Origin of the sequence: Pseudarthrobacter sp. NamB4, assembly GCF_005796185.1 — a bacterium.
GTDB lineage: Bacteria > Actinomycetota > Actinomycetes > Actinomycetales > Micrococcaceae > Arthrobacter.
On record NZ_VAHM01000003.1, the window covers coordinates 194,109 to 211,408 of the forward strand.

General features: G+C 65.3%; 16 protein-coding genes, 1 pseudogene and 1 riboswitch. Of the genes and pseudogenes, 10 read left to right on the forward strand and 7 right to left on the reverse strand.

The features are described from left to right. Positions 1-30 precede the first annotated feature (30 nt). Complete coding sequence (locus FDW81_RS03885) at positions 31-1,059, forward strand: isopenicillin N synthase family oxygenase (RefSeq protein ID WP_138132846.1); 1,029 nt, start codon at positions 31-33, stop codon at positions 1,057-1,059. Positions 1,060-1,089: 30 nt separating this feature from the next. Here FDW81_RS03885 and FDW81_RS03890 read toward each other — a convergent pair whose 3' ends face one another. Continuing rightward, on the reverse strand, positions 1,090-1,515 hold the full coding sequence (locus FDW81_RS03890) for a CoA-binding protein (protein ID WP_138132847.1): 426 nt from the start codon (positions 1,513-1,515) through the stop codon (positions 1,090-1,092). Positions 1,516-1,832: 317 nt separating this feature from the next. On the opposite strand from FDW81_RS03890, the gene FDW81_RS03895 reads away from it, so the two are divergent. From FDW81_RS03895 to FDW81_RS03925, 7 genes are all read left to right on the forward strand, one after another. Continuing rightward, positions 1,833-2,651, forward strand: a complete 819-nt coding sequence (locus FDW81_RS03895; RefSeq protein WP_138132848.1) for an ABC transporter ATP-binding protein — start codon at positions 1,833-1,835, stop codon at positions 2,649-2,651. Between the two features lie 126 nt (positions 2,652-2,777). Further along, positions 2,778-3,830, forward strand: a complete 1,053-nt coding sequence (locus FDW81_RS03900) for an aliphatic sulfonate ABC transporter substrate-binding protein (protein WP_138132849.1) — start codon at positions 2,778-2,780, stop codon at positions 3,828-3,830. Further along, positions 3,830-4,732 (forward strand): ABC transporter permease, encoded by a 903-nt coding sequence (locus FDW81_RS03905; RefSeq protein WP_240719909.1) that lies wholly within the window; start codon positions 3,830-3,832, stop codon positions 4,730-4,732. The genes FDW81_RS03900 and FDW81_RS03905 overlap by 1 nt, the downstream gene beginning before the upstream one ends. Beyond that, complete coding sequence (acs, locus tag FDW81_RS03910) at positions 4,723-6,675, forward strand: acetate--CoA ligase (protein ID WP_138132965.1); 1,953 nt, start codon at positions 4,723-4,725, stop codon at positions 6,673-6,675. The genes FDW81_RS03905 and acs overlap by 10 nt, the downstream gene beginning before the upstream one ends. Next, the gene (gene sfnG, locus FDW81_RS03915) at positions 6,672-7,862 is read left to right on the forward strand and encodes a dimethylsulfone monooxygenase SfnG (protein WP_138132850.1); all 1,191 of its coding nucleotides are present in this window, start codon (positions 6,672-6,674) and stop codon (positions 7,860-7,862) included. The genes acs and sfnG overlap by 4 nt, the downstream gene beginning before the upstream one ends. Then, positions 7,862-9,232, forward strand: coding sequence for an O-acetylhomoserine aminocarboxypropyltransferase/cysteine synthase family protein (locus FDW81_RS03920; protein WP_138132851.1), 1,371 nt, complete (start codon positions 7,862-7,864; stop codon positions 9,230-9,232). The genes sfnG and FDW81_RS03920 overlap by 1 nt, the downstream gene beginning before the upstream one ends. Next, positions 9,229-9,723: a CoA-binding protein gene (locus FDW81_RS03925; protein WP_138132852.1), complete on the forward strand. Its 495-nt coding sequence runs from the start codon at positions 9,229-9,231 to the stop codon at positions 9,721-9,723. The genes FDW81_RS03920 and FDW81_RS03925 overlap by 4 nt, the downstream gene beginning before the upstream one ends. Positions 9,724-10,291: 568 nt before the next feature. On the opposite strand, the gene FDW81_RS03930 is transcribed toward FDW81_RS03925, so the two are convergent. The 3 genes and pseudogenes from FDW81_RS03930 to FDW81_RS18320 all read right to left on the reverse strand — a co-directional run. Beyond that, complete coding sequence (locus tag FDW81_RS03930; RefSeq protein ID WP_138132853.1) at positions 10,292-10,663, reverse strand: YegP family protein; 372 nt, start codon at positions 10,661-10,663, stop codon at positions 10,292-10,294. A 186-nt stretch (positions 10,664-10,849) separates the two neighbouring features. After that, positions 10,850-12,139, reverse strand: a complete 1,290-nt coding sequence (locus FDW81_RS03935; RefSeq protein WP_138132854.1) for an adenylosuccinate synthase — start codon at positions 12,137-12,139, stop codon at positions 10,850-10,852. A gap of 300 nt (positions 12,140-12,439) precedes the next feature. Then, positions 12,440-12,559 (reverse strand): annotated as a pseudogene (locus FDW81_RS18320) (carboxypeptidase); the annotation flags it as partial. A gap of 189 nt (positions 12,560-12,748) precedes the next feature. After that, positions 12,749-12,854: riboswitch (SAM riboswitch) on the forward strand. 11 nt (positions 12,855-12,865) lie between these two features. On the opposite strand from FDW81_RS18320, the gene FDW81_RS03945 reads away from it, so the two are divergent. Beyond that, positions 12,866-14,071, forward strand: coding sequence for a cobalamin-independent methionine synthase II family protein (locus tag FDW81_RS03945; RefSeq protein WP_138132855.1), 1,206 nt, complete (start codon positions 12,866-12,868; stop codon positions 14,069-14,071). Positions 14,072-14,283: 212 nt separating this feature from the next. Further along, positions 14,284-14,913 (forward strand): uracil-DNA glycosylase, encoded by a 630-nt coding sequence (locus FDW81_RS03950; protein ID WP_138132856.1) that lies wholly within the window; start codon positions 14,284-14,286, stop codon positions 14,911-14,913. 131 nt (positions 14,914-15,044) lie between these two features. On the opposite strand, the gene FDW81_RS03955 is transcribed toward FDW81_RS03950, so the two are convergent. The 3 genes from FDW81_RS03955 to FDW81_RS03965 form a co-directional block, all read right to left on the reverse strand. Continuing rightward, on the reverse strand, positions 15,045-15,467 hold the full coding sequence (locus FDW81_RS03955; protein ID WP_138132857.1) for a DUF3151 domain-containing protein: 423 nt from the start codon (positions 15,465-15,467) through the stop codon (positions 15,045-15,047). Between the two features lie 2 nt (positions 15,468-15,469). Beyond that, complete coding sequence (gene fbaA, locus FDW81_RS03960) at positions 15,470-16,489, reverse strand: class II fructose-bisphosphate aldolase (RefSeq protein WP_138132858.1); 1,020 nt, start codon at positions 16,487-16,489, stop codon at positions 15,470-15,472. A 100-nt stretch (positions 16,490-16,589) separates the two neighbouring features. Beyond that, a complete protein-coding gene (locus FDW81_RS03965; RefSeq protein WP_240719911.1) occupies positions 16,590-17,279 on the reverse strand; it encodes a TrmH family RNA methyltransferase in 690 nt (229 codons plus the stop codon). Positions 17,280-17,300: the final 21 nt, after the last annotated feature.

The following is a 17,300-nucleotide window of genomic DNA, read 5'->3' on the forward strand; positions in this document are numbered from 1 at the left end:
AGCAGCGGCTTCCGGTGCTAGTCTGCGAGGATGTCACACGATCAGGGGGCCATACCTGTTCTGGACCTGGGCACGGCGCGGCAGGCCAACGGCTCGTTCAGCCCCGACTTCATCAAGCAGTTGCGTAACGCCACCCACAATGTTGGTTTCTTCCAGGTCACGGGGTATGGCGGGTCGCCCGGCCAGGCGGAACACCTCCTGGACGTCATCAGGCGGTTCTTTGCCCTGCCGCTGGAGGAGAGGATGAAGCTGGACAACCGGCTTTCGCCCCATTTCCGCGGCTATACGAGGATGGGCACCGAAGTCACGCAGGGCCGCGCTGATGCCCGCGAGCAGATCGACTACTCGCCGGAGCGCGAGCCAGTGACGGATTACCCGGCGGATCAGCCGTACTGGCTGCTGCAGGGCCCCAACCTCTGGCCCGATGATTCGTTCCCCGAACTCAGGCCGGCAGCCATGGACTGGGCCGAGCTGATGTCCGGGGTTGGGATGGAGCTGCTCCGGGCCATCGCCGTTTCCCTTCAGCTGCCGGAGGATTACTTTGACGAGCCCTTCCGGGACTCCCCTGCATGGATGGGCAAGCTGGTCCACTACGTGGGCGGCGTGGTGGAGGCCGCGGGAGACCAGGGCGTCGGGTCGCATGCGGATTACGGCTTCGTCACGCTGCTGCTGCAGGATGACGTGGGCGGGCTGGAGGTGCTCCCGCCGGGGGCCAGTGAATGGGAGCCGGTGGAACCTGTCCCGGGAGCGCTCGTTGTGAACCTTGGCGAGATGCTGGAGGTGGCCACGGAAGGCTATCTCGCCGCCACCATCCATAGGGTCCAGGCGCCGCCGCCTGGCGTGGACAGGTACTCAGTACCGTTCTTCTGGTCCCCGCGCCTTGATGCCGTCATCGATCCCGTCCCGCTGCCGCCGGATTTGAAGGCGGAGGCGAGGGGCATTTCCGACGATCCCGCGAATCCGCTTCTGGCCTCATACGGGTTGAACATGCTCAAGGGCAGGATGCGGGCCCACCCGGACGTCACCAAACGCCATTACCCCCATCTCTTGACGCCCTGAGTCCTCATGGCGTGGGCCACGCCGCAGGAGTCAGAGGTTGTACTTCCAGGCCAGCTGGGCCGGGCAGGCATTCATCACAACGTCCAGCCCTGCCGCTTTGGCGCGTTCCGCGGCAGCCTGGTCGATGACTCCCAGTTGCAGCCACACTGCTTTCGCTCCTGCCGCGATGGCCTGGTCCACCACCGCCCCCACTTTTTGTGAGTTCACAAAGCAGTCCACGACGTCGATCGGGTGCTTTTCAGACGGGATGTCACCGAGGGTGCGGTAACCGGCTTCCCCGTGCACGGGGTCTCCGGGAAGGTTGACGGGAATAATCTCCATCCCTAACCGCTCACGAATGAAGAGTGACGTATCGTAGGCCGCACGCCACTCATTAGTGGTCAGACCAACTATTGCCCAGCGTCCCTTGGTTCGCATAAGGCGTTCTATGACTGCAGGATCGTTCGCGTGGCCCATTCCCCCACCATACGCCGTTGCCGATAGGAAGCTGGTGCCGAATTTTTCGCTGACTACCCCCGCATTCCGGCACGATGAACGAATATTACGTAAAAACTGCCAGCATTTGGGATATGCCATTCATTTAGGTTCAGTTGGTAGTGACCATCCCGAGCGGCAGAGAGACCTGGATCTGTGACGCCGCAGCAACCCTGGTTACCGGAGGCCCCCAGGCTCCGATAAAAGCAAGGTCCTGTCATGCGCGCCAAGGAACTGACCACTCCGGCCGCACCACCGGATCCGCAGGGTGCTACTGCCAGGACCGATGGAGTGAACCTATGACCACAGTTCTGCCTTCCCGTTCTGCCGGGACCGCCCTTGGCCACGCTGCTGCCCTGCCGTTGTCCTTCCGCGGCCTGCGCCGGACCTTCGGTACTGGCTCCGCAGCGCACACCGTCCTGCGCGACGTGACATTTGACGTGGCAGCCGGCGAAGTCCTGGCCATCCTCGGACCATCAGGCTGCGGCAAGTCGACGCTGCTGCGGGCTGCTGCCGGACTGGACTCGCCAAGTGCCGGCTCGGTGGTCATTGCGGACTTTCCCGTACAGGGCATCGATTCCCGGTGCGCCTTTGCCTTCCAGGAACCCCGGCTCCTGCCATGGCACACGCTGCAGGCCAACATTGCCATTGGGCTGCCCACCGGCTGCAGCGCCAGCGAGGGGAAAGCCAAGGTGGCCCGCCTGCTGGAACTCGTTGGCCTGGAGCGCTTCGCCAAGCACCGCCCCAGGGAAGTGTCCGGCGGCATGGCGCAACGGGCATCCCTGGCCCGGGCGCTGGCCCGCAACCCCGGCGTCCTTCTCCTGGATGAACCCTTCGGCGCACTCGACGCACTCACCCGCATCCGGATGCAGGACCTGCTCCTGAACATCCATAGGGTGGAACCGGCCACCGTCCTGCTGGTCACGCATGACGTTGACGAAGCGCTCCAGCTCGCGGACAGGATCATCGTCCTGGGCAACCACGACGCCAACGGTCCCGGTGCGACGATCGTGAGGACTGTCGAGGTACCGGGCGGCCGGCCAAGGGACCGCGCGGACGCCGAACTGGCACAACTGCGCGTTTCGCTGCTCCAGACCCTGGGCGTAGACGGCCACTGACTCCCACCCACCCAAAAAAGAGCGGCCCGCCCCTGCTTCCCGGGCCGGAGGCAGTACCCCGCTGCCCTGATCTTCCCTACATTGCCTGTCTACCCGACACTGATTGATCCTCACCTAAGGAAAACCATGCCGTACGCTCGCCCCATCACCCGCCGCTCGCTCCTTGGCGCAGCAGCCCTCGCTGCCTCCGCAGCCCTGGCCCTGACAGGTTGCGTCGCCGGTGAAGGATCTTCCGGCGGTGCTGCCGCCGCTGCCGGCGCCACCAAGGGCGGCACGCTGAACATCGATTTCGCCACCTACAACCCGCTTAGCCTGGTCATCAAGGACCAGGGCTGGCTGGAAGCCAGCCTCAAGGACCAGGGCGTCACGGTCAACTGGATTCAGTCGGCAGGCTCGAACAAGGCCAACGAGGCGCTGCGTTCCGGTGCCATCGATGTGGGTTCCACCGCCGGCTCCGCTGCCCTGCTGGCGCGAGCCAACGGCTCGCCCATCAAGACCATCGACATCTACTCACAGCCTGAGTGGGCAGCCCTGGTGGCACCCGCCGGCTCGGACATCACGTCAGTGGCCGACCTCAAGGGCAAGTCCGTCGCCGCCACCAAAGGCACGGACCCGTATTTCTTCCTGCTGCAGGCCTTGGAACAGGCCGGGCTCAAGCCCGGCGATGTGACGGTGCAGAACCTGCAGCACGCTGATGGCCGCACTGCCCTGGAGAACGGCTCGGTACAGGCCTGGTCCGGGCTGGACCCGATCATGGCGGGGGCGGAACAGAAGGGCGCAACCCTGTTCTACCGCAACCTGGACTTCAACACTTACGGCTTCCTCAACGCCACCGAATCGTTCCTTAAGGACAAGCCCGAGCTGGCCCAGGCGGTAGTGAACGCGTACGAAAAGGCCCGTGCCTGGGCAGCGGAGAACCCGGATCAGACAGCCCGGATCCTGGCTGAGGTTGCCGGCCTGGACCCCGCTGTTGCCAAAACGGTAGTGCTGGAACGCAGCAATCTGCACGTCAACCCCGCGCCGGGCGAGGCGCAGCGCAAAGTATTGGAGAAGATCGGGCCCACCTTCGTGGAAACCGGTGACGTCAAAACGCAGCAGCAGATTGACGACGCCGTAAACTCCCTTCTCGACGACTCGCTGGTGAAGAAGGCTGATCCCTCAGCCATAAAGGCCTCCTGATGAACCAGCCAGGAGAGACTTCCGCCACCAGCACCAGTGTTGCGGATGCGCGTGCTGCAGCCGCCACCGCAACAATGGCAGACGCGGCCCAGGCGGGCGCCACTGAGGCACCCGCTCCGGCACGTGGATGGTCTCCCGCCGGAGTCCGCTCCAGGAACTGGGCGCGTCTGCCCCTTGGCCTGATCATCCCGGCCGCCCTGCTGGCTGCCTGGCAGCTGGCCTCGTCCAGCGGCCTGTTCACCGTGGTGCAGCTGCCGCCGCCGGTGATGGTTTTGGAGGCCGCAGGGGAGCTGCTGGAACGCGGTGAATTGGGGATCCACATAGCCATCTCCACCCAGCGCGTCCTTATCGGCTTCCTGGTGGGGGCGGCCCTGGGCTTGGTCCTGGGTGCAACCGTCGGGCTGTCCAAGCTCGCTGACGCCCTGCTGGCACCCACCATCGGCGCCCTGCGGGCCGTTCCGTCACTGGCCTGGGTGCCGCTGTTGATCCTGTGGATGAAGATCGGTGAGGACTCGAAAGTCACGCTGATCATCATCGGCGCGTTCTTCCCCGTCTTCACCACCGTCTCCTTGGCGCTGCGCCATGTGGACCGCAATTTGGTGGAGGCTGCGCGCGCCTTCGGGCTCAAGGGAATCCGGCTGCTCACCACGGTGCAGCTGCCCGCCGTCGTCCCCGCCGTGTTCTCCGGCCTTCGCCTGGCGCTGGCCCAGGCGTGGCTTTTCCTGGTGGCCGCTGAACTGATCGCGTCCTCCATGGGATTGGGCTTCCTCCTGATCGATTCCCAGAACAACGGCCGGACGGACCGGCTGCTCCTGGCCATCGTGATGCTGGCCGTGATTGGAAAGGTTACTGACGCCCTGCTGGGCCTGGCCGAAAAGTGGGCGGTGAAACGATGGGCCTGAGCATCACGGAAACCTTCAACCTGAATACGGGCGTCCGCCCGGACAACGTCGCGTTCTGGGAGCAGCAGGCGCTGCGCCTTGACTGGGACACCCCCTGGCATACCGCCCACCGCTGGGTTCCGGCGGATGCCGGGGCGGGCAGGGGCCCGGGCATCAGCTGGTTCGAAGGCGGAAAGCTGAACGTCGCCGTCAACTGCGTGGACCGGCACGTCGCGGCAGGGCGCGGAAACAAAGTGGCGCTCTACTTCGAAGGCGAGCCTGGCGACCGCCGTTCCATCACCTACGGGGAACTCCAAAGAGAAGTCTCCAAAGCCGCCAACGCGCTCCTGGCACTCGGCATCACCAAGGGCGACCGGGTGGTCATCTACCTGCCGGTCATTCCCGAAACGGTCATCGTCACCCTGGCCGTGGCCCGCATTGGCGCCATCCACTCCCTGGTCTTTGGCGGCTTCTCCGCCGAAGCCCTGAAGTTCCGGGTGGAGGACACCGGCGCCAAACTGCTGGTGACCACCGACGGCCAGTTCCGCCGCGGCGTGGCCGTTCCCGTGAAGGACAATGCGGACGCGGCTGTGGCCGGCGGGAACGCCATCGAGCACGTGCTGGTGGTCAACCGCACCACCGCGGCCAGGGACCTGGCAACCGTCCCCATGACGGAAGGCCGGGACGTGTGGTGGCACGACGTCGTCGGTAACGCCGCGGATGTCCATGAACCGGAAACCTTCGACGCCGAAACGCCGCTGTTCATCATGTACACCTCCGGCACCACCGGCAAGCCCAAGGGCCTGGTGCACACCTCCGGCGGCTACCTCACGCAGGCGTCGTGGAGTTTCGAGCACCTGTTCAGCAACCCTGACCCGGCACTGCGTGACCAGGACGTCCACTGGTGCACGGCGGACCTCGCCTGGGTCACGGCGCACACCTACGAAATCTACGGTCCGCTGTCCAACGGCGTGACCCAGGTGATCTTCGAGGGCACCCCCAACACCCCGCACCCCGGCCGGCACTTCGAGATCATCGAACGCTACGGCGTCACCCAGTACTACACCGCGCCCACGCTGGTGCGGTCCCTCATGGGCTGGTTCCCCGACGGCGTGCCGAACACCTACGACCTCTCCTCCATCCGCCTGCTCGGGACGGTGGGGGAAGCCGTGAACCCGGAAGCGTGGCGCTGGCTGCGGCAAAATCTTGGAGCAGGCACGGCACCCGTAGTGGACACGTGGTGGCAGTCCGAAACCGGCGCCACCATCCTCTCCCCTGCTCCCACCGACACCGCCTTTAAGCCAGGCTGCGCTGCCCGCCCCCTGCCCGGCGTCAGCACGCGCATTGTGGACGAGGGCGGCACCACCGTTCCGCCGGGCGTCCAGGGATACATTGTGGTTGACTCCCCCGGTCCCGCCATGGCGCGTACCGTCTGGGGCAATCCGCGCCGCTACTTCGACTCCTACTGGAGCAAGTACGTGGAGCATGGATGGTTCCTGGCGGGCGACGGCGCGAAGTACGATTCCGACGGCGACATCTGGATCCTGGGCCGTGTGGACGACACCCTCAACGTGTCCGGCCACCTGCTCTCCACCATCGAGATCGAATCCGCCCTGGTGTCCCACCCTGATGTGGTGGAGGCCGGGGTGTGTCCGGTGCCCGATCCCAGGACCGGGCATGCCGTGGTGGCGTTCGTGGTCTTGAAAGCTGACGCGCCAGCGGACTGTGTCGCCGACCTTCGCAACCACGTGGCGAAGGAGATCGGCCCCATCGCCAAGCCGCGCGACGTCGTCGTGGTCCCCGATGTTCCCAAGACCCGCAGCGGAAAGATCATGCGCCGGCTGCTGACCCAGCTGTTCGAGGGCACAGCCCTCGGCGACACCACCTCGCTACAGAACGAACCGGCTATTGCCGGTATCCAGGAAGTCCTGCGCCAGCGGGCCCAAGCAAAGGAAAAGCCATGACCGAGATCAGCAATGTTGCCCGACTCTCCGAACCCCTGAAGTTCGCCTACTGGGTCCCTAACGTCTCCGGGGGCCTGGTGGTTTCAACCATCGAACAGCGGACCAGCTGGGACTTTGACTACAACAGGAAGCTTGCCCGGATCGCGGAGAACTCCGGCTTTGAGTACGCCCTGACCCAGACCCGCTACGCCGCATCCTATGGAGCGGACAAGCAGCACGAGGCCACGTCTTTCAGCCTTGCCCTGCTGGCCGCCACGGAACGCCTCAAGGTCATCTCCGCAGTCCACCCCGGCATGTGGCACCCCGGAGTCCTGGCCAAATACATCATCACTGCCGACCACATCTCCAACGGTCGCGCCGCCGTTAACATCGTGTCCGGCTGGCTGAAGTCCGAGTTCACCAACTTTGGCCTGGAATGGCTGGAGCACGACGAGCGGTATGTGCGCACCGAGGAGTTCATCAAGGTACTGCGCGGGCTGTGGACCGAGCAGGAATACAGCCAGTCCGGCAAGTACTACAACATCACCGACTTCACGCTGAACCCGGCGCCCGTCAACGTCCCCGGCCGCGCCCACCCGGAGATCTTTTTCGGCGGCAACTCCACGGCTGCCCAGGCCACCGCCGGCCGCGTGGCGGACTGGTACTTCTCCAACGGCAAGGATCTGGAAGGCTTCAAGGACAACATCGCCGGCGTTGTGGCCTCAGCCGAAGAAACCCGCCGCGGCTCTGAAGGCCGGCTGGCCGCACCCCGCTTCGGGCTCAACGGCTTCGTCATCGCCCGTGACTCCGGGAAGGAGGCCCGGGACACCCTCCGTGAAATCGTCGAAAAGGCGCACAAGCCGGCCGTCCAGGGCTTCCGGGATGCCGTGCAGGAAGCCGGCGCCTCCACCAAGGACGGCAAGGGCATGTGGGCAGATTCCAGCTTCGAGGACCTGATCCAGTACAACGACGGCTTCAAGACCCAGCTGATCGGGACCCCGGAACAGATTGCCGAGCGGATCGTCGAATACAAGAAGATCGGCGTGAACCTGTTCCTCACCTGCTACCTGCACTTCCAGGAGGAGGTGGCCGCATTCGGCCAGGACATCCTGCCGATTGTCCGCGAACTCGAAGCAGACCTTGCACGCAAGAACGGCACGGAACTTGATCTTTCTGCCACGCCCGTCGCCGAGGCGGTGGCAGTCTGATGGCCGACCGCACATTCGGTTTCCGCACCCGCGCCCTGCACGCCGGCGGCACCCCCGACGCCGAGCACGGCGCCCGGGCCGTGCCGATATACCAGACCACATCCTTCGTGTTCAAGGACACCCAGGATGCCGCCAACCTGTTTGCCCTGCAGAAGTACGGCAACATCTACTCCCGCATCGGCAACCCCACGGTGGCAGCGTTCGAAGAGCGCATTGCCTCGCTGGAGGGCGGCATCGGCGCGGTTGCCACGTCGTCGGGCATGGCGGCGGAATTCATCACCTTCGCCGCGCTGACCCAGGCCGGCGACCACATCGTGGCCGCCTCCCAGCTGTACGGCGGCACTGTCACCCAACTGGACGTTACGCTGCGCCGCTTCGGCGTTGACACCACGTTCGTCTCCGGCACGGACCCCGCTGACTACGCCGCGGCGGTCCAGGACAACACGAAGGCGATCTTCGTGGAAGTGGTGGCCAACCCGTCGTCGGAGGTCCAGGACCTGGCGGCACTTGCGAAGGTGGCGCACGACGCCAAGATCCCCCTGGTAATCGACGCCACCTTAAGCACGCCCTACCTGGTGCGCCCGATTGAGCACGGTGCCGACATTGTGATCCACTCAGCCACCAAATTCCTGGGTGGCCATGGCACCACCCTGGGTGGCGTGATCGTTGAGAGTGGCCGGTTCAACTGGGGCAACGGGAAGTTCCCCACCATGACCGAGCCCGTGCCCTCCTACGGAAACGTCTCTTGGTGGGGCAACTTCGGCGAGTACGGCTTCCTGACGAAGCTGCGCTGCGAGCAGCTGCGCGACATCGGCCCCGCCCTGTCGCCGCAGTCGGCGTTCCAGCTGCTGCAGGGGGTGGAAACACTCCCGCAGCGCCTGGACGAGCACCTGAAAAACGCCCAGGCCGTCGCCGAATGGCTGGAAAACGACGACCGGGTTGCCTACGTGAACTACTCCGGCCTGCCGTCCCACCCGCACTTCGAGCGGGCGCGGAAGTACCTGCCCCTCGGCCCGGGATCGGTGTTCTCGTTCGGCGTGAAGGGCGGGCGCGCCGCCGGCCAGAAGTTCATCGAGTCGCTGCAGCTGGCCTCGCACCTTGCCAACGTGGGTGATTCCCGGACCCTGGTGATCCACCCCGGCTCCACCACTCACCAGCAGCTGAGCCAGGCGCAACTGGAATCGGCGGGCGTCCCCGAGGACCTGGTGCGCATCTCTGTGGGACTCGAGGACATCGAAGATATCCTGTGGGACCTGGACCAGGCCCTGACTGCAGCGCAGCAGGCCCCGACGGAAGACGCCGTGGCCGCCGCGGTTGCAGCGGGACCCGCCACCACCGCGGAAGCCTGCACGATCGGAGCAAACGCATGAGCACCGCCGAACGCACCTGGACCGGCCCGTCGGCGCCCGAACGCCTCAGCCTGCTCCGGGAAGCAAAGTCCATCGCCATCGTCGGCGCGTCGGACAAGCCTTCACGTGCCAGCTACTTCGTGGCCACCTACCTGCAGTCCTCTACGCGCTACAAGTTGTACTTCGTCAATCCAGTGGCTGAGGAAATCCTGGGCCAGCCCACGTACGCCTCACTGGCAGACCTGCCGGAGAGCCCCGATATCGTGGATGTCTTCCGCAAGCACGATGACCTTCCAGGGGTGCTGGATGAGGCGGTGGATGCCGGCGCCAGCACGCTGTGGCTGCAGCTGGGGTCCTGGCATGAGGAGGTGGCTGCGGGGGCTGAAGCCGCCGGGCTCAACGTCGTAATGGACCGGTGCGTCAAGATTGAACATGCCCGCTTCCACGGCGGCCTCCATCTGGCGGGCTTCGACACCGGCGTTATTTCATCCAAGCGCCAGGTCCTGGCCTGATCGGAAGCGCTATTTAGCCGTCGGCTTTTTCAGCCAGGGCAGGACGGGGTCGCCCCCAGGGGCGGCCCCGTTTTTCGTTGCGCTCTTGGCTGCTTCACCGACGTGCGCCGCGATTCCCGGCGTCTGCGGAGCCCCCGGGGACGATTGGCTCGCGCCGCCGCCGGGATTCCTGCGGACTGCCGCCTCCTGCGCCGCGTGCACCGGCGCCTTGCCGGGTTCCTCCCCGCTGCTGCTTTCCCGGTGCCGCGCCGCACCGGAGTCGGGCACCTTCAGTCACGGACGTAGTGCTTTCAGTCAAAAGAGGGAGTTGTTGGAGGGAGAGCCTGTCCGGCCTGCGGAACGGCTTCTCCCCGCATCACCTTACCCCTCAGTAACCACCGCCCAAGACTGCCACGCGTACGCTGCCGGTCCCTTTGTGGCAGCTGCCCCTGCGATTGGAAAGTGAAAGAGCCGGTCTGGAACGTGATGGGGGACAAGTTCCAGACCGGCGCTACATAGGGGTAATCGCTGCAGGTGTAAGAAGGGTTACGCAATCAGGGCAAAAAGTTAAAAAACTTTTCCGGGAGGCTCAGCGGGCAGCAGCAGTGCTCGAGCGGCTCCTGGTTCCCTGCCTCCGCGCCCCCTTCGCAAGAACGAACGTGTGCGCTGCGGCCGGGCCACGCGCATGGTCGCAGTCAATCCTGGCCGGAGCCGGCGTGGGGACAGCTGCCCGCGCCTGCTCCTGGACAAGGGCAGGAACAGTCGCGGTGACAACACCGGCGGGGCAAAGGTCGGTGACCAGGCCGGTACCGGCGCATTCCCGGACGGACGAGATCCCCGCCGCCAGCGCAGCCTTGTCAGCGTACGGGCCGGAGACAGCCACCACTGCACCGTCCGGGGCGACGAGCCGGAACCGGAAGTGTGATTCAGCGTCAATAAAGGCTTCGAACCTTCCGGCCATGGCAATCCCTCCTCGGGTCACTGGGTGTACCCACGAGTCTCCCGGTCCCGCCGGACGCCCCACAAGACCGGCAACGTAAACCCTGCGTAAATTGCCGCTGGCGCGGTTGCCGGCAAGACAATACAAAAACGGCGGGCACCTGTGGAGGGTGCCCGCCGCCGTCGTCATGCCTGCTGCGAAAGCGCGTCAGTCGTTAATCAGGTCGTTCACCACGATGGTCTGGTCCCGGTCGGGGCCAACTCCGATGGCGGAGAAGCGCGTGCCGGAAAGTTTTTCCAGCGCCAGCACGTAGTTGCGGGCGTTCTCGGGCAGGTCCGCAAGGGTGCGGGCACCGGTGATGTCTTCGGTCCAGCCCTCGAAGTACTCAAAGATCGGCACGGCGTGGTGGAACTCGGTCTGCGTCATGGGCATTTCGTCATGCCGGACACCGTCAACGTCGTAGGCCACGCAGACGGGGATCTGCTCGATGCCGGTCAGCACGTCCAGCTTGGTGACAAAGTAGTCCGTGAAGCCGTTGACGCGCGATGCGTGGCGGGCCAGTACGGCGTCGTACCAGCCGCAACGGCGCGGGCGGCCGGTGTTTACGCCGAACTCGCCGCCTGTCTTCTGCAGGTACACGCCCATCTCATCAAAGAGCTCGGTGGGGAATGGCCCGGCACCAACACGGGTGGTGTAGGCCTTGATGATGCCGATCGAGCGGGAGATGCGGGTGGGTCCGATGCCGGAGCCGACTGACGCGCCGCCGGCAGTGGGGTTGGAGGAGGTCACGAACGGGTAGGTGCCGTGGTCCACGTCCAGGAACGTGGCCTGCCCGCCCTCCATCAGGACTACTTTGCCCTCGTCCAGGGCGGTGTTGAGGACCAGGGTGCTGTCGATGACCAGCGGACGGAGCCGCTCGGCGAAGGACAGGAAGTAGTCCACGATCTCGTCCACCACAACACTGCGGCGGTTGTAGACCTTGACCAGGAGTTCGTTCTTCTGCCGCAGGGAACCTTCCACCTTCTGGCGAAGGATCGACTCGTCGAAAACATCCTGCACGCGGATGCCCAGGCGGGCCACCTTGTCCATGTAGGCGGGACCGATGCCACGGCCCGTGGTGCCGATGGCGCGGCTGCCAAGGAAACGTTCGGTCACCTTGTCCAGGACCTGGTGGTAGGGGGCCACAAGGTGCGCATTGGCAGAGACGCGGAGCTTGGAGGTGTCGGCGCCGCGGGCCTGGAGACCCTCGATTTCCTGGAAGAGGGCCTCAAGGTTCACCACGCAGCCGTTGCCGATGATGGGGACAGCGTTGGGGCTGAGAATGCCTGCCGGCAGCAGCTTGAGTTCGTACTTTTCACCGCCTACGACGACGGTGTGCCCGGCGTTGTTGCCGCCGTTCGGCTTGACGACGTAGTCAACGCGGCCGCCAAGCAGGTCGGTTGCCTTGCCTTTACCTTCGTCGCCCCACTGGGCTCCTACGATCACAATTGCTGGCATGGGATCCTCCCCCATTCGTTCGGGCTGGCGGTTCCGGCTTCAGCGTGGCCGTCCTGTCAGCGCCGTTCATGAGAATGCCCCGAACCTACCGGCCTTCGCTGGTCCGCGGGCGGCGCAGCGACGCAAGAGTTCCGGGGCCCTTACCACCCAAGTTTAGCTGATGGGCCGCTTCGTCCACTTGATAACGCCGCCGCGGCCCGTCCTGGGGAGTAACGGACTCCTGCAGGGAAGGACCGCGGCGGGCTGTCAGCGGGTGCTGCTATTCGTCGTCGGCTTCCTCCCCCGGGCGGGAGGTCTGGGTGGCGAGGCTGTCCCAGAAGGATACTTGACCAGGTGGATGTCCCGGCCTTTCACGGTCTGGCCGATGACCTCCAGTTCCATCGCGGACTGGCGGGCGTCCTGGTCTTTGAGGAACGAGACCGCGTCCAGCCGCCATGTCCCCCATTGCCGGCTGTGACAAGAAGCAAACCAACCTGGACAGGGTTGTCAATGCCTATGACTGAAACCTGCAGCCAGTTATCGTTCCGAAAACCTGGCGCCGGGTACGCGGGCCGACACATTTCTGCAGTGGATTTGCTCCCTGGCAGGAGCCTGGCTTTAAGTGAGAGTAACCCATCCGGAGCGGCTGAGAGACCTGGCTCAATGACGCCGCAGCAACCCACTTGGAGCAGCTGGTACCTGCCCATGAAGGTGCTACTGCCAGGACCGATGGAAAGGAATTCCAGCATGTCCCTGAACACCGACCACATCCGCGTCACCCACGCCGGATCATTGCCCCGCACCCCTGAACTGATTGCCGCCAATGCCGCCCGCGAGGAAAACCCGGCCGACGTCGAGGGCTACAACGAGCTCCTCACCGCTTCCGTGGTTGACCTGGTCCAGCGCCAGCAGAGCCTCGGCATCGACATTCCCAACGACGGCGAGTACGGCCACGCCATGTCCGCAGCAGTGGATTACGGCGCCTGGTGGTCCTACTCCTTTGCCCGCATGGGCGGGCTGGAACTGGACAACGACGCGAGGTGGGCTGTTGAACCGAAGGAGTCAAGCCCGGGCAACGTCCAACTGACCGGATTCATCCACCGCCGTGACCGCACCATCTTCGCCGAGGCCTACAACGACCCCACCAGCGGCATCTTCACGGGCGGCCCGAAGCCGTTCCCGAAGGTGACCGGGCCCCTCACCTACACCGGCCAGGAGGCGGTGGCCTCGGATATCGCCAACCTCAAGGCGGGCCTTGCCGCAGCCGGGCTGAAGGAAGGCTTCGTTGCCGCCCTCTCCCCCGGCAGCGCCTCCCGCATCACCAACGAGTACTACGCCACGGAGGAGGAGTACATCTACGCCTGCGCCGACGCGCTCCGCGAAGAGTACAAAGCTATCGTTGACGCCGGCCTGATCCTGCAGATCGATGATCCCTCCATTGCCGAGAACTGGGACCAGATCAGCCCGGAGCCTTCCGTGGAGGACTACCTCAAGTTCACCCGGATCCGGGTGGAGGCCCTGAACTATGCCCTCCGCGGCCTTCCCGAGGAGCAAGTCCGGTTCCACCTCTGCTGGGGCTCCTGGCACGGCCCGCACACCACCGACCTTCCGCTTGCGGACCTGGTGGACACCATGCTGGAGATCAACGCCGGCGGCTACTCCTTTGAGGCCGCCAATGTCCGGCATGAGCATGAATGGCGCGTATGGGAGGACACCAGGCTTCCGGAGGGCAAGGTCATCATTCCCGGCATCGTCTCGCACGCCACCAACGTGGTGGAACACCCGGACCTGGTAGCGGACCGCATCGTCCGCTTCGCCGAAGTCGTGGGCCGGGAGAACGTCATCGCCTCCACCGACTGCGGCCTCGGCGGACGCGTCCATCCGCAGATCGCCTTCGCCAAGCTTGACGCCCTGGGCGAGGGTGCCCGGCGGGCCACCAAGCGGCTCTGGTAGCAGCCGGTCCTTCACGGCCACACCGCCGGTTCCGTGTCCCACACCTGAGGGGTACACGGGACCGGCGTTTCGTTTCCCCGGGCTTGCTAAACTGGGCAAGGCCGACCCGGAATCGGCCCACCCCAACTAACCGCCGCTGATGAACCGTGCCGCCGTGCGCCCATTTTCAGCGGTGGAAGCACCAGCAATCCCCGCAGGAGACCCAGCACTACATGACAGCCCTGGCACCCGAATCCTTCCATGAGCAGCTCCTGAGCCGCCGTTACGAACCCAACGTTGCCGTCGTCAACGAGCTGTGCGATGCCCTCCAGGACGCCAGGCCCGGCAGCGTGGTGCCGTACGTGGACCCCATGCATGATGTGGATGAGTGCCGCATCATCAGCCTCTTCTCGAACATCGGCGAGGCCGACCAGTCCGGTTTCATCACCCCGGGTGACCAGGACGCCGCCACGCGCATGCTCGGCATCCAGTGGAAGCTGGGCCTGCGCCCCGAATTCGTCATGCCGTGGAACGTCCACCCCTGGCACACAGCGGGCGAGGCCAACGGCAAGTTCACCCCGGACCAGATCCAGGCCGGCCTGAAGCCGCTGCTCAAGTTCCTGGCGCTCGTCCCCCGTGCATCGGTCATCGTTGCCCACGGCACCGAAGCCAACCGCCTGGCCAACCTGCTGCTGAAGACGGAAGTCCCGCTGCTCTGGCGCCGCGGGCTGAAAACCTACAAGGTCCGGTCCCTCAGCGGCCGCGCCTTCGCCGGTTCACCGGCACGCCAGGAGGAATTCCTCGAAGACATGCGCGCCGCTTACGCAGACGCCATGGCCCGCACGGGACTGCAGAAGGCATAACCAGAGAATGGGCCCACGCCCGCAGGGTTCCCTGGCCGAGCTTGCGAGGCGAGGGTGCGGGTGGGGAACGACGGCGGGCGGTCACCTTTTCGAAAGGTGACCGCCCGGCGTCGAGCTTAAACCGCTGGTCGTTATTTCGCTTCGATGGCTGCCTTCGCTGCAGGATCGGAGTCGTTGAGGAACTTCTCGATCCGCTCCGGCTCGTCCGCTTCGCCAATGGCAGCCGCGGCGCGGCCCAGCGAGTACAGTGCCCGCAGGAAGCCCCGGTTGGGCTCATGCTCCCAGGGGATGGGACCAACGCCGCGCCAACCGTTGCGGCGCAGCGCGTCCAGCCCGCGGTGGTAGCCCACCCGGGAGTACGCGTAGGAATCGATGGTCCGTCCCTCAGCCCAGGCCTCTTCGGCCAGCACTGCCCACAACAGGGAAGAGGTGGGATGCTTGGCCACGAGGTCCAGGGGCTCCTGGCCCGCATCCAGCTGCTGGTAGACCTCCGTCTCGGCAGGCAGGAGCGTGGGCTCGGGGCCCATCAGGTTCCTACGGAACTCGTCGGACATTCCTAGAAGGTCTTTCCGGCGGAGCCGAGCTGCTTGGTGGCTTCGACCACGCGGGCTGCCAGGCCTGCTTCCGCGGCTGCGCCCCATACGCGGGGGTCGTAGGTCTTCTTGTTGCCCACTTCGCCGTCAACCTTCAGGACGCCGTCGTAGTTCTTGAACATGTGGTGTGCCACCGGACGCGTGTAGGCGTACTGGGTGTCGGTGTCGATGTTCATCTTGATGGTGCCGTACGAAACGGCGTCGGCGATTTCCTGGTCGGAGGAGCCGGAGCCGCCGTGGAACACCAGGTCGAACGGGCTGTCCTTGCCGATCCGGGCACCTACCTGGGCCTGGATGTCCTTGAGGATCTCCGGGCGGAGCTTCACGCCGCCGGGCTTGTACACGCCGTGGACGTTGCCGAAGGTCAGCGCGGTGATGTAGCGGCCGTTCTCGCCGGCGCCCAGTGCCTCAACGGTTGCAAGGGCGTCTTCAACCGTGGTGTAGAGCTTTTCGTTGATCTCGTTCTCAACGCCGTCCTCTTCACCGCCCACGGTGCCGATCTCAACCTCGAGGATCATCTTGGCGGCAGCGGTGCGCTCCAGCAGTTCGCGGGCGATGCGCAGGTTCTCCTGCAGGGTCTCTGCGGAGCCGTCCCACATGTGGGAGTTGAACAGCGGGTTGCGGCCGGCCTTGACCTCAGCCTCGGAAGCGGCCAGCAGCGGCAGCACGAAACCGTCCAGCTTGTCCTTGGGGCAGTGGTCCGTGTGCAGGGCGATGTTGACGTTGTAGTTCTTGGCCACCTCGCGGGCAAAAGCCGCGAAGCCCAGGGAACCGGCAACCATGTCCTTGGTCGCAGCGCCGGACCAGTAGGCCGCACCGCCGGTGGAGACCTGCACGATGCCGTCGGACTCAGCTTCGGCGAAGCCGCGGAGGGCGGCGTTCAGCGTCTGCGAGGATGTCACGTTCACGGCCGGGAATGCGAAGCCGCCCGCCTTTGCGCGGTCGATCATCTCGGAGTAGATCTCTGGGGTTGCAATGGGCATGCTGACTCCTATGCTGAGGTTCGTCTGTGGGCTGGTAACCCTGGAGTACCGCTTACGGCTAGCACCATCCTAGCCAGTTCCGCCCGGAGAGTGCTGTGGGTTACGCCCCACCCGCACCGTGGACTTGCTGGTTGAACACGTGCCGGCGCACCCACGCGTGCATGGCAATGGCCGCGGCGGAGGCGGCGTTGATGGACCGGGTGGAGCCGAACTGCTCAATGGACAGGGTGGCGACGGCGGCCTCGTGCACTTCGGGGGTCAGGCCGGGTCCTTCCTGACCGAACACCAGCACGCAGTCCCTGGGCAGATCGTAGGTCTCCAGCGGCACGGAGTCCGGGAAGATGTCGACGCCGATGATCGCCAGCCCCTCCCCCTGCGCCCACGCAACGAAGTCCGCCACGGTGGGGTGGTGGCGCACGTGCTGGTAGCGGTCGGTGACCATCGCTCCCCGCCGGTTCCACCGCCGTCGTCCGATAATGTGCACTTCCTTTGCGAGAAACGCGTTGGCGGTCCGCACCACTGTGCCGATGTTGAGGTCATGCTGCCAGTTCTCAATGGCCACGTGGAAGTTGTGGCGCCTGGAGTCCAGTTCCGCCACGATCGCCTCGTGCTTCCAGTAGCGGTACTTGTCCAGCACGTTGCGGCGGTCACCGTCGGCCAGGAGATCCGGGTCCCACTGGTCGCCTTCCGGCAGTTCGCCCTCCCAGGGCCCGACGCCGACCTCCGCCTTTGCGGGGCCTGTGTCCTGGGTCTGGTCCTCCTCCGGCATGGGATGCGGCTCGTTTGTCATACCGGGAGTTTGGTTCACCCC

Coding starts and splice junctions, on each gene's coding strand:
- FDW81_RS03890 (WP_138132847.1), bottom strand. CDS start 1,515: ATGGGCCACGCGAACGATCCTGCAGTCATAGAACGCCTTATGCGAACC.
- fbaA (WP_138132858.1), bottom strand. CDS start 16,489: ATGCCCATTGCAACCCCAGAGATCTACTCCGAGATGATCGACCGCGCA.
- FDW81_RS03885 (WP_138132846.1), top strand. CDS start 31: ATGTCACACGATCAGGGGGCCATACCTGTTCTGGACCTGGGCACGGCG.
- FDW81_RS03905 (WP_240719909.1), top strand. CDS start 3,830: ATGAACCAGCCAGGAGAGACTTCCGCCACCAGCACCAGTGTTGCGGAT.
- FDW81_RS03925 (WP_138132852.1), top strand. CDS start 9,229: ATGAGCACCGCCGAACGCACCTGGACCGGCCCGTCGGCGCCCGAACGC.
- FDW81_RS03950 (WP_138132856.1), top strand. CDS start 14,284: ATGACAGCCCTGGCACCCGAATCCTTCCATGAGCAGCTCCTGAGCCGC.
- FDW81_RS03955 (WP_138132857.1), bottom strand. CDS start 15,467: ATGTCCGACGAGTTCCGTAGGAACCTGATGGGCCCCGAGCCCACGCTC.
- acs (WP_138132965.1), top strand. CDS start 4,723: ATGGGCCTGAGCATCACGGAAACCTTCAACCTGAATACGGGCGTCCGC.
- FDW81_RS03920 (WP_138132851.1), top strand. CDS start 7,862: ATGGCCGACCGCACATTCGGTTTCCGCACCCGCGCCCTGCACGCCGGC.
- FDW81_RS03935 (WP_138132854.1), bottom strand. CDS start 12,139: ATGCCAGCAATTGTGATCGTAGGAGCCCAGTGGGGCGACGAAGGTAAA.
- FDW81_RS03945 (WP_138132855.1), top strand. CDS start 12,866: ATGTCCCTGAACACCGACCACATCCGCGTCACCCACGCCGGATCATTG.
- sfnG (WP_138132850.1), top strand. CDS start 6,672: ATGACCGAGATCAGCAATGTTGCCCGACTCTCCGAACCCCTGAAGTTC.
- FDW81_RS03965 (WP_240719911.1), bottom strand. CDS start 17,279: ATGACAAACGAGCCGCATCCCATGCCGGAGGAGGACCAGACCCAGGAC.
- FDW81_RS03900 (WP_138132849.1), top strand. CDS start 2,778: ATGCCGTACGCTCGCCCCATCACCCGCCGCTCGCTCCTTGGCGCAGCA.
- FDW81_RS03930 (WP_138132853.1), bottom strand. CDS start 10,663: ATGGCCGGAAGGTTCGAAGCCTTTATTGACGCTGAATCACACTTCCGG.
- FDW81_RS03895 (WP_138132848.1), top strand. CDS start 1,833: ATGACCACAGTTCTGCCTTCCCGTTCTGCCGGGACCGCCCTTGGCCAC.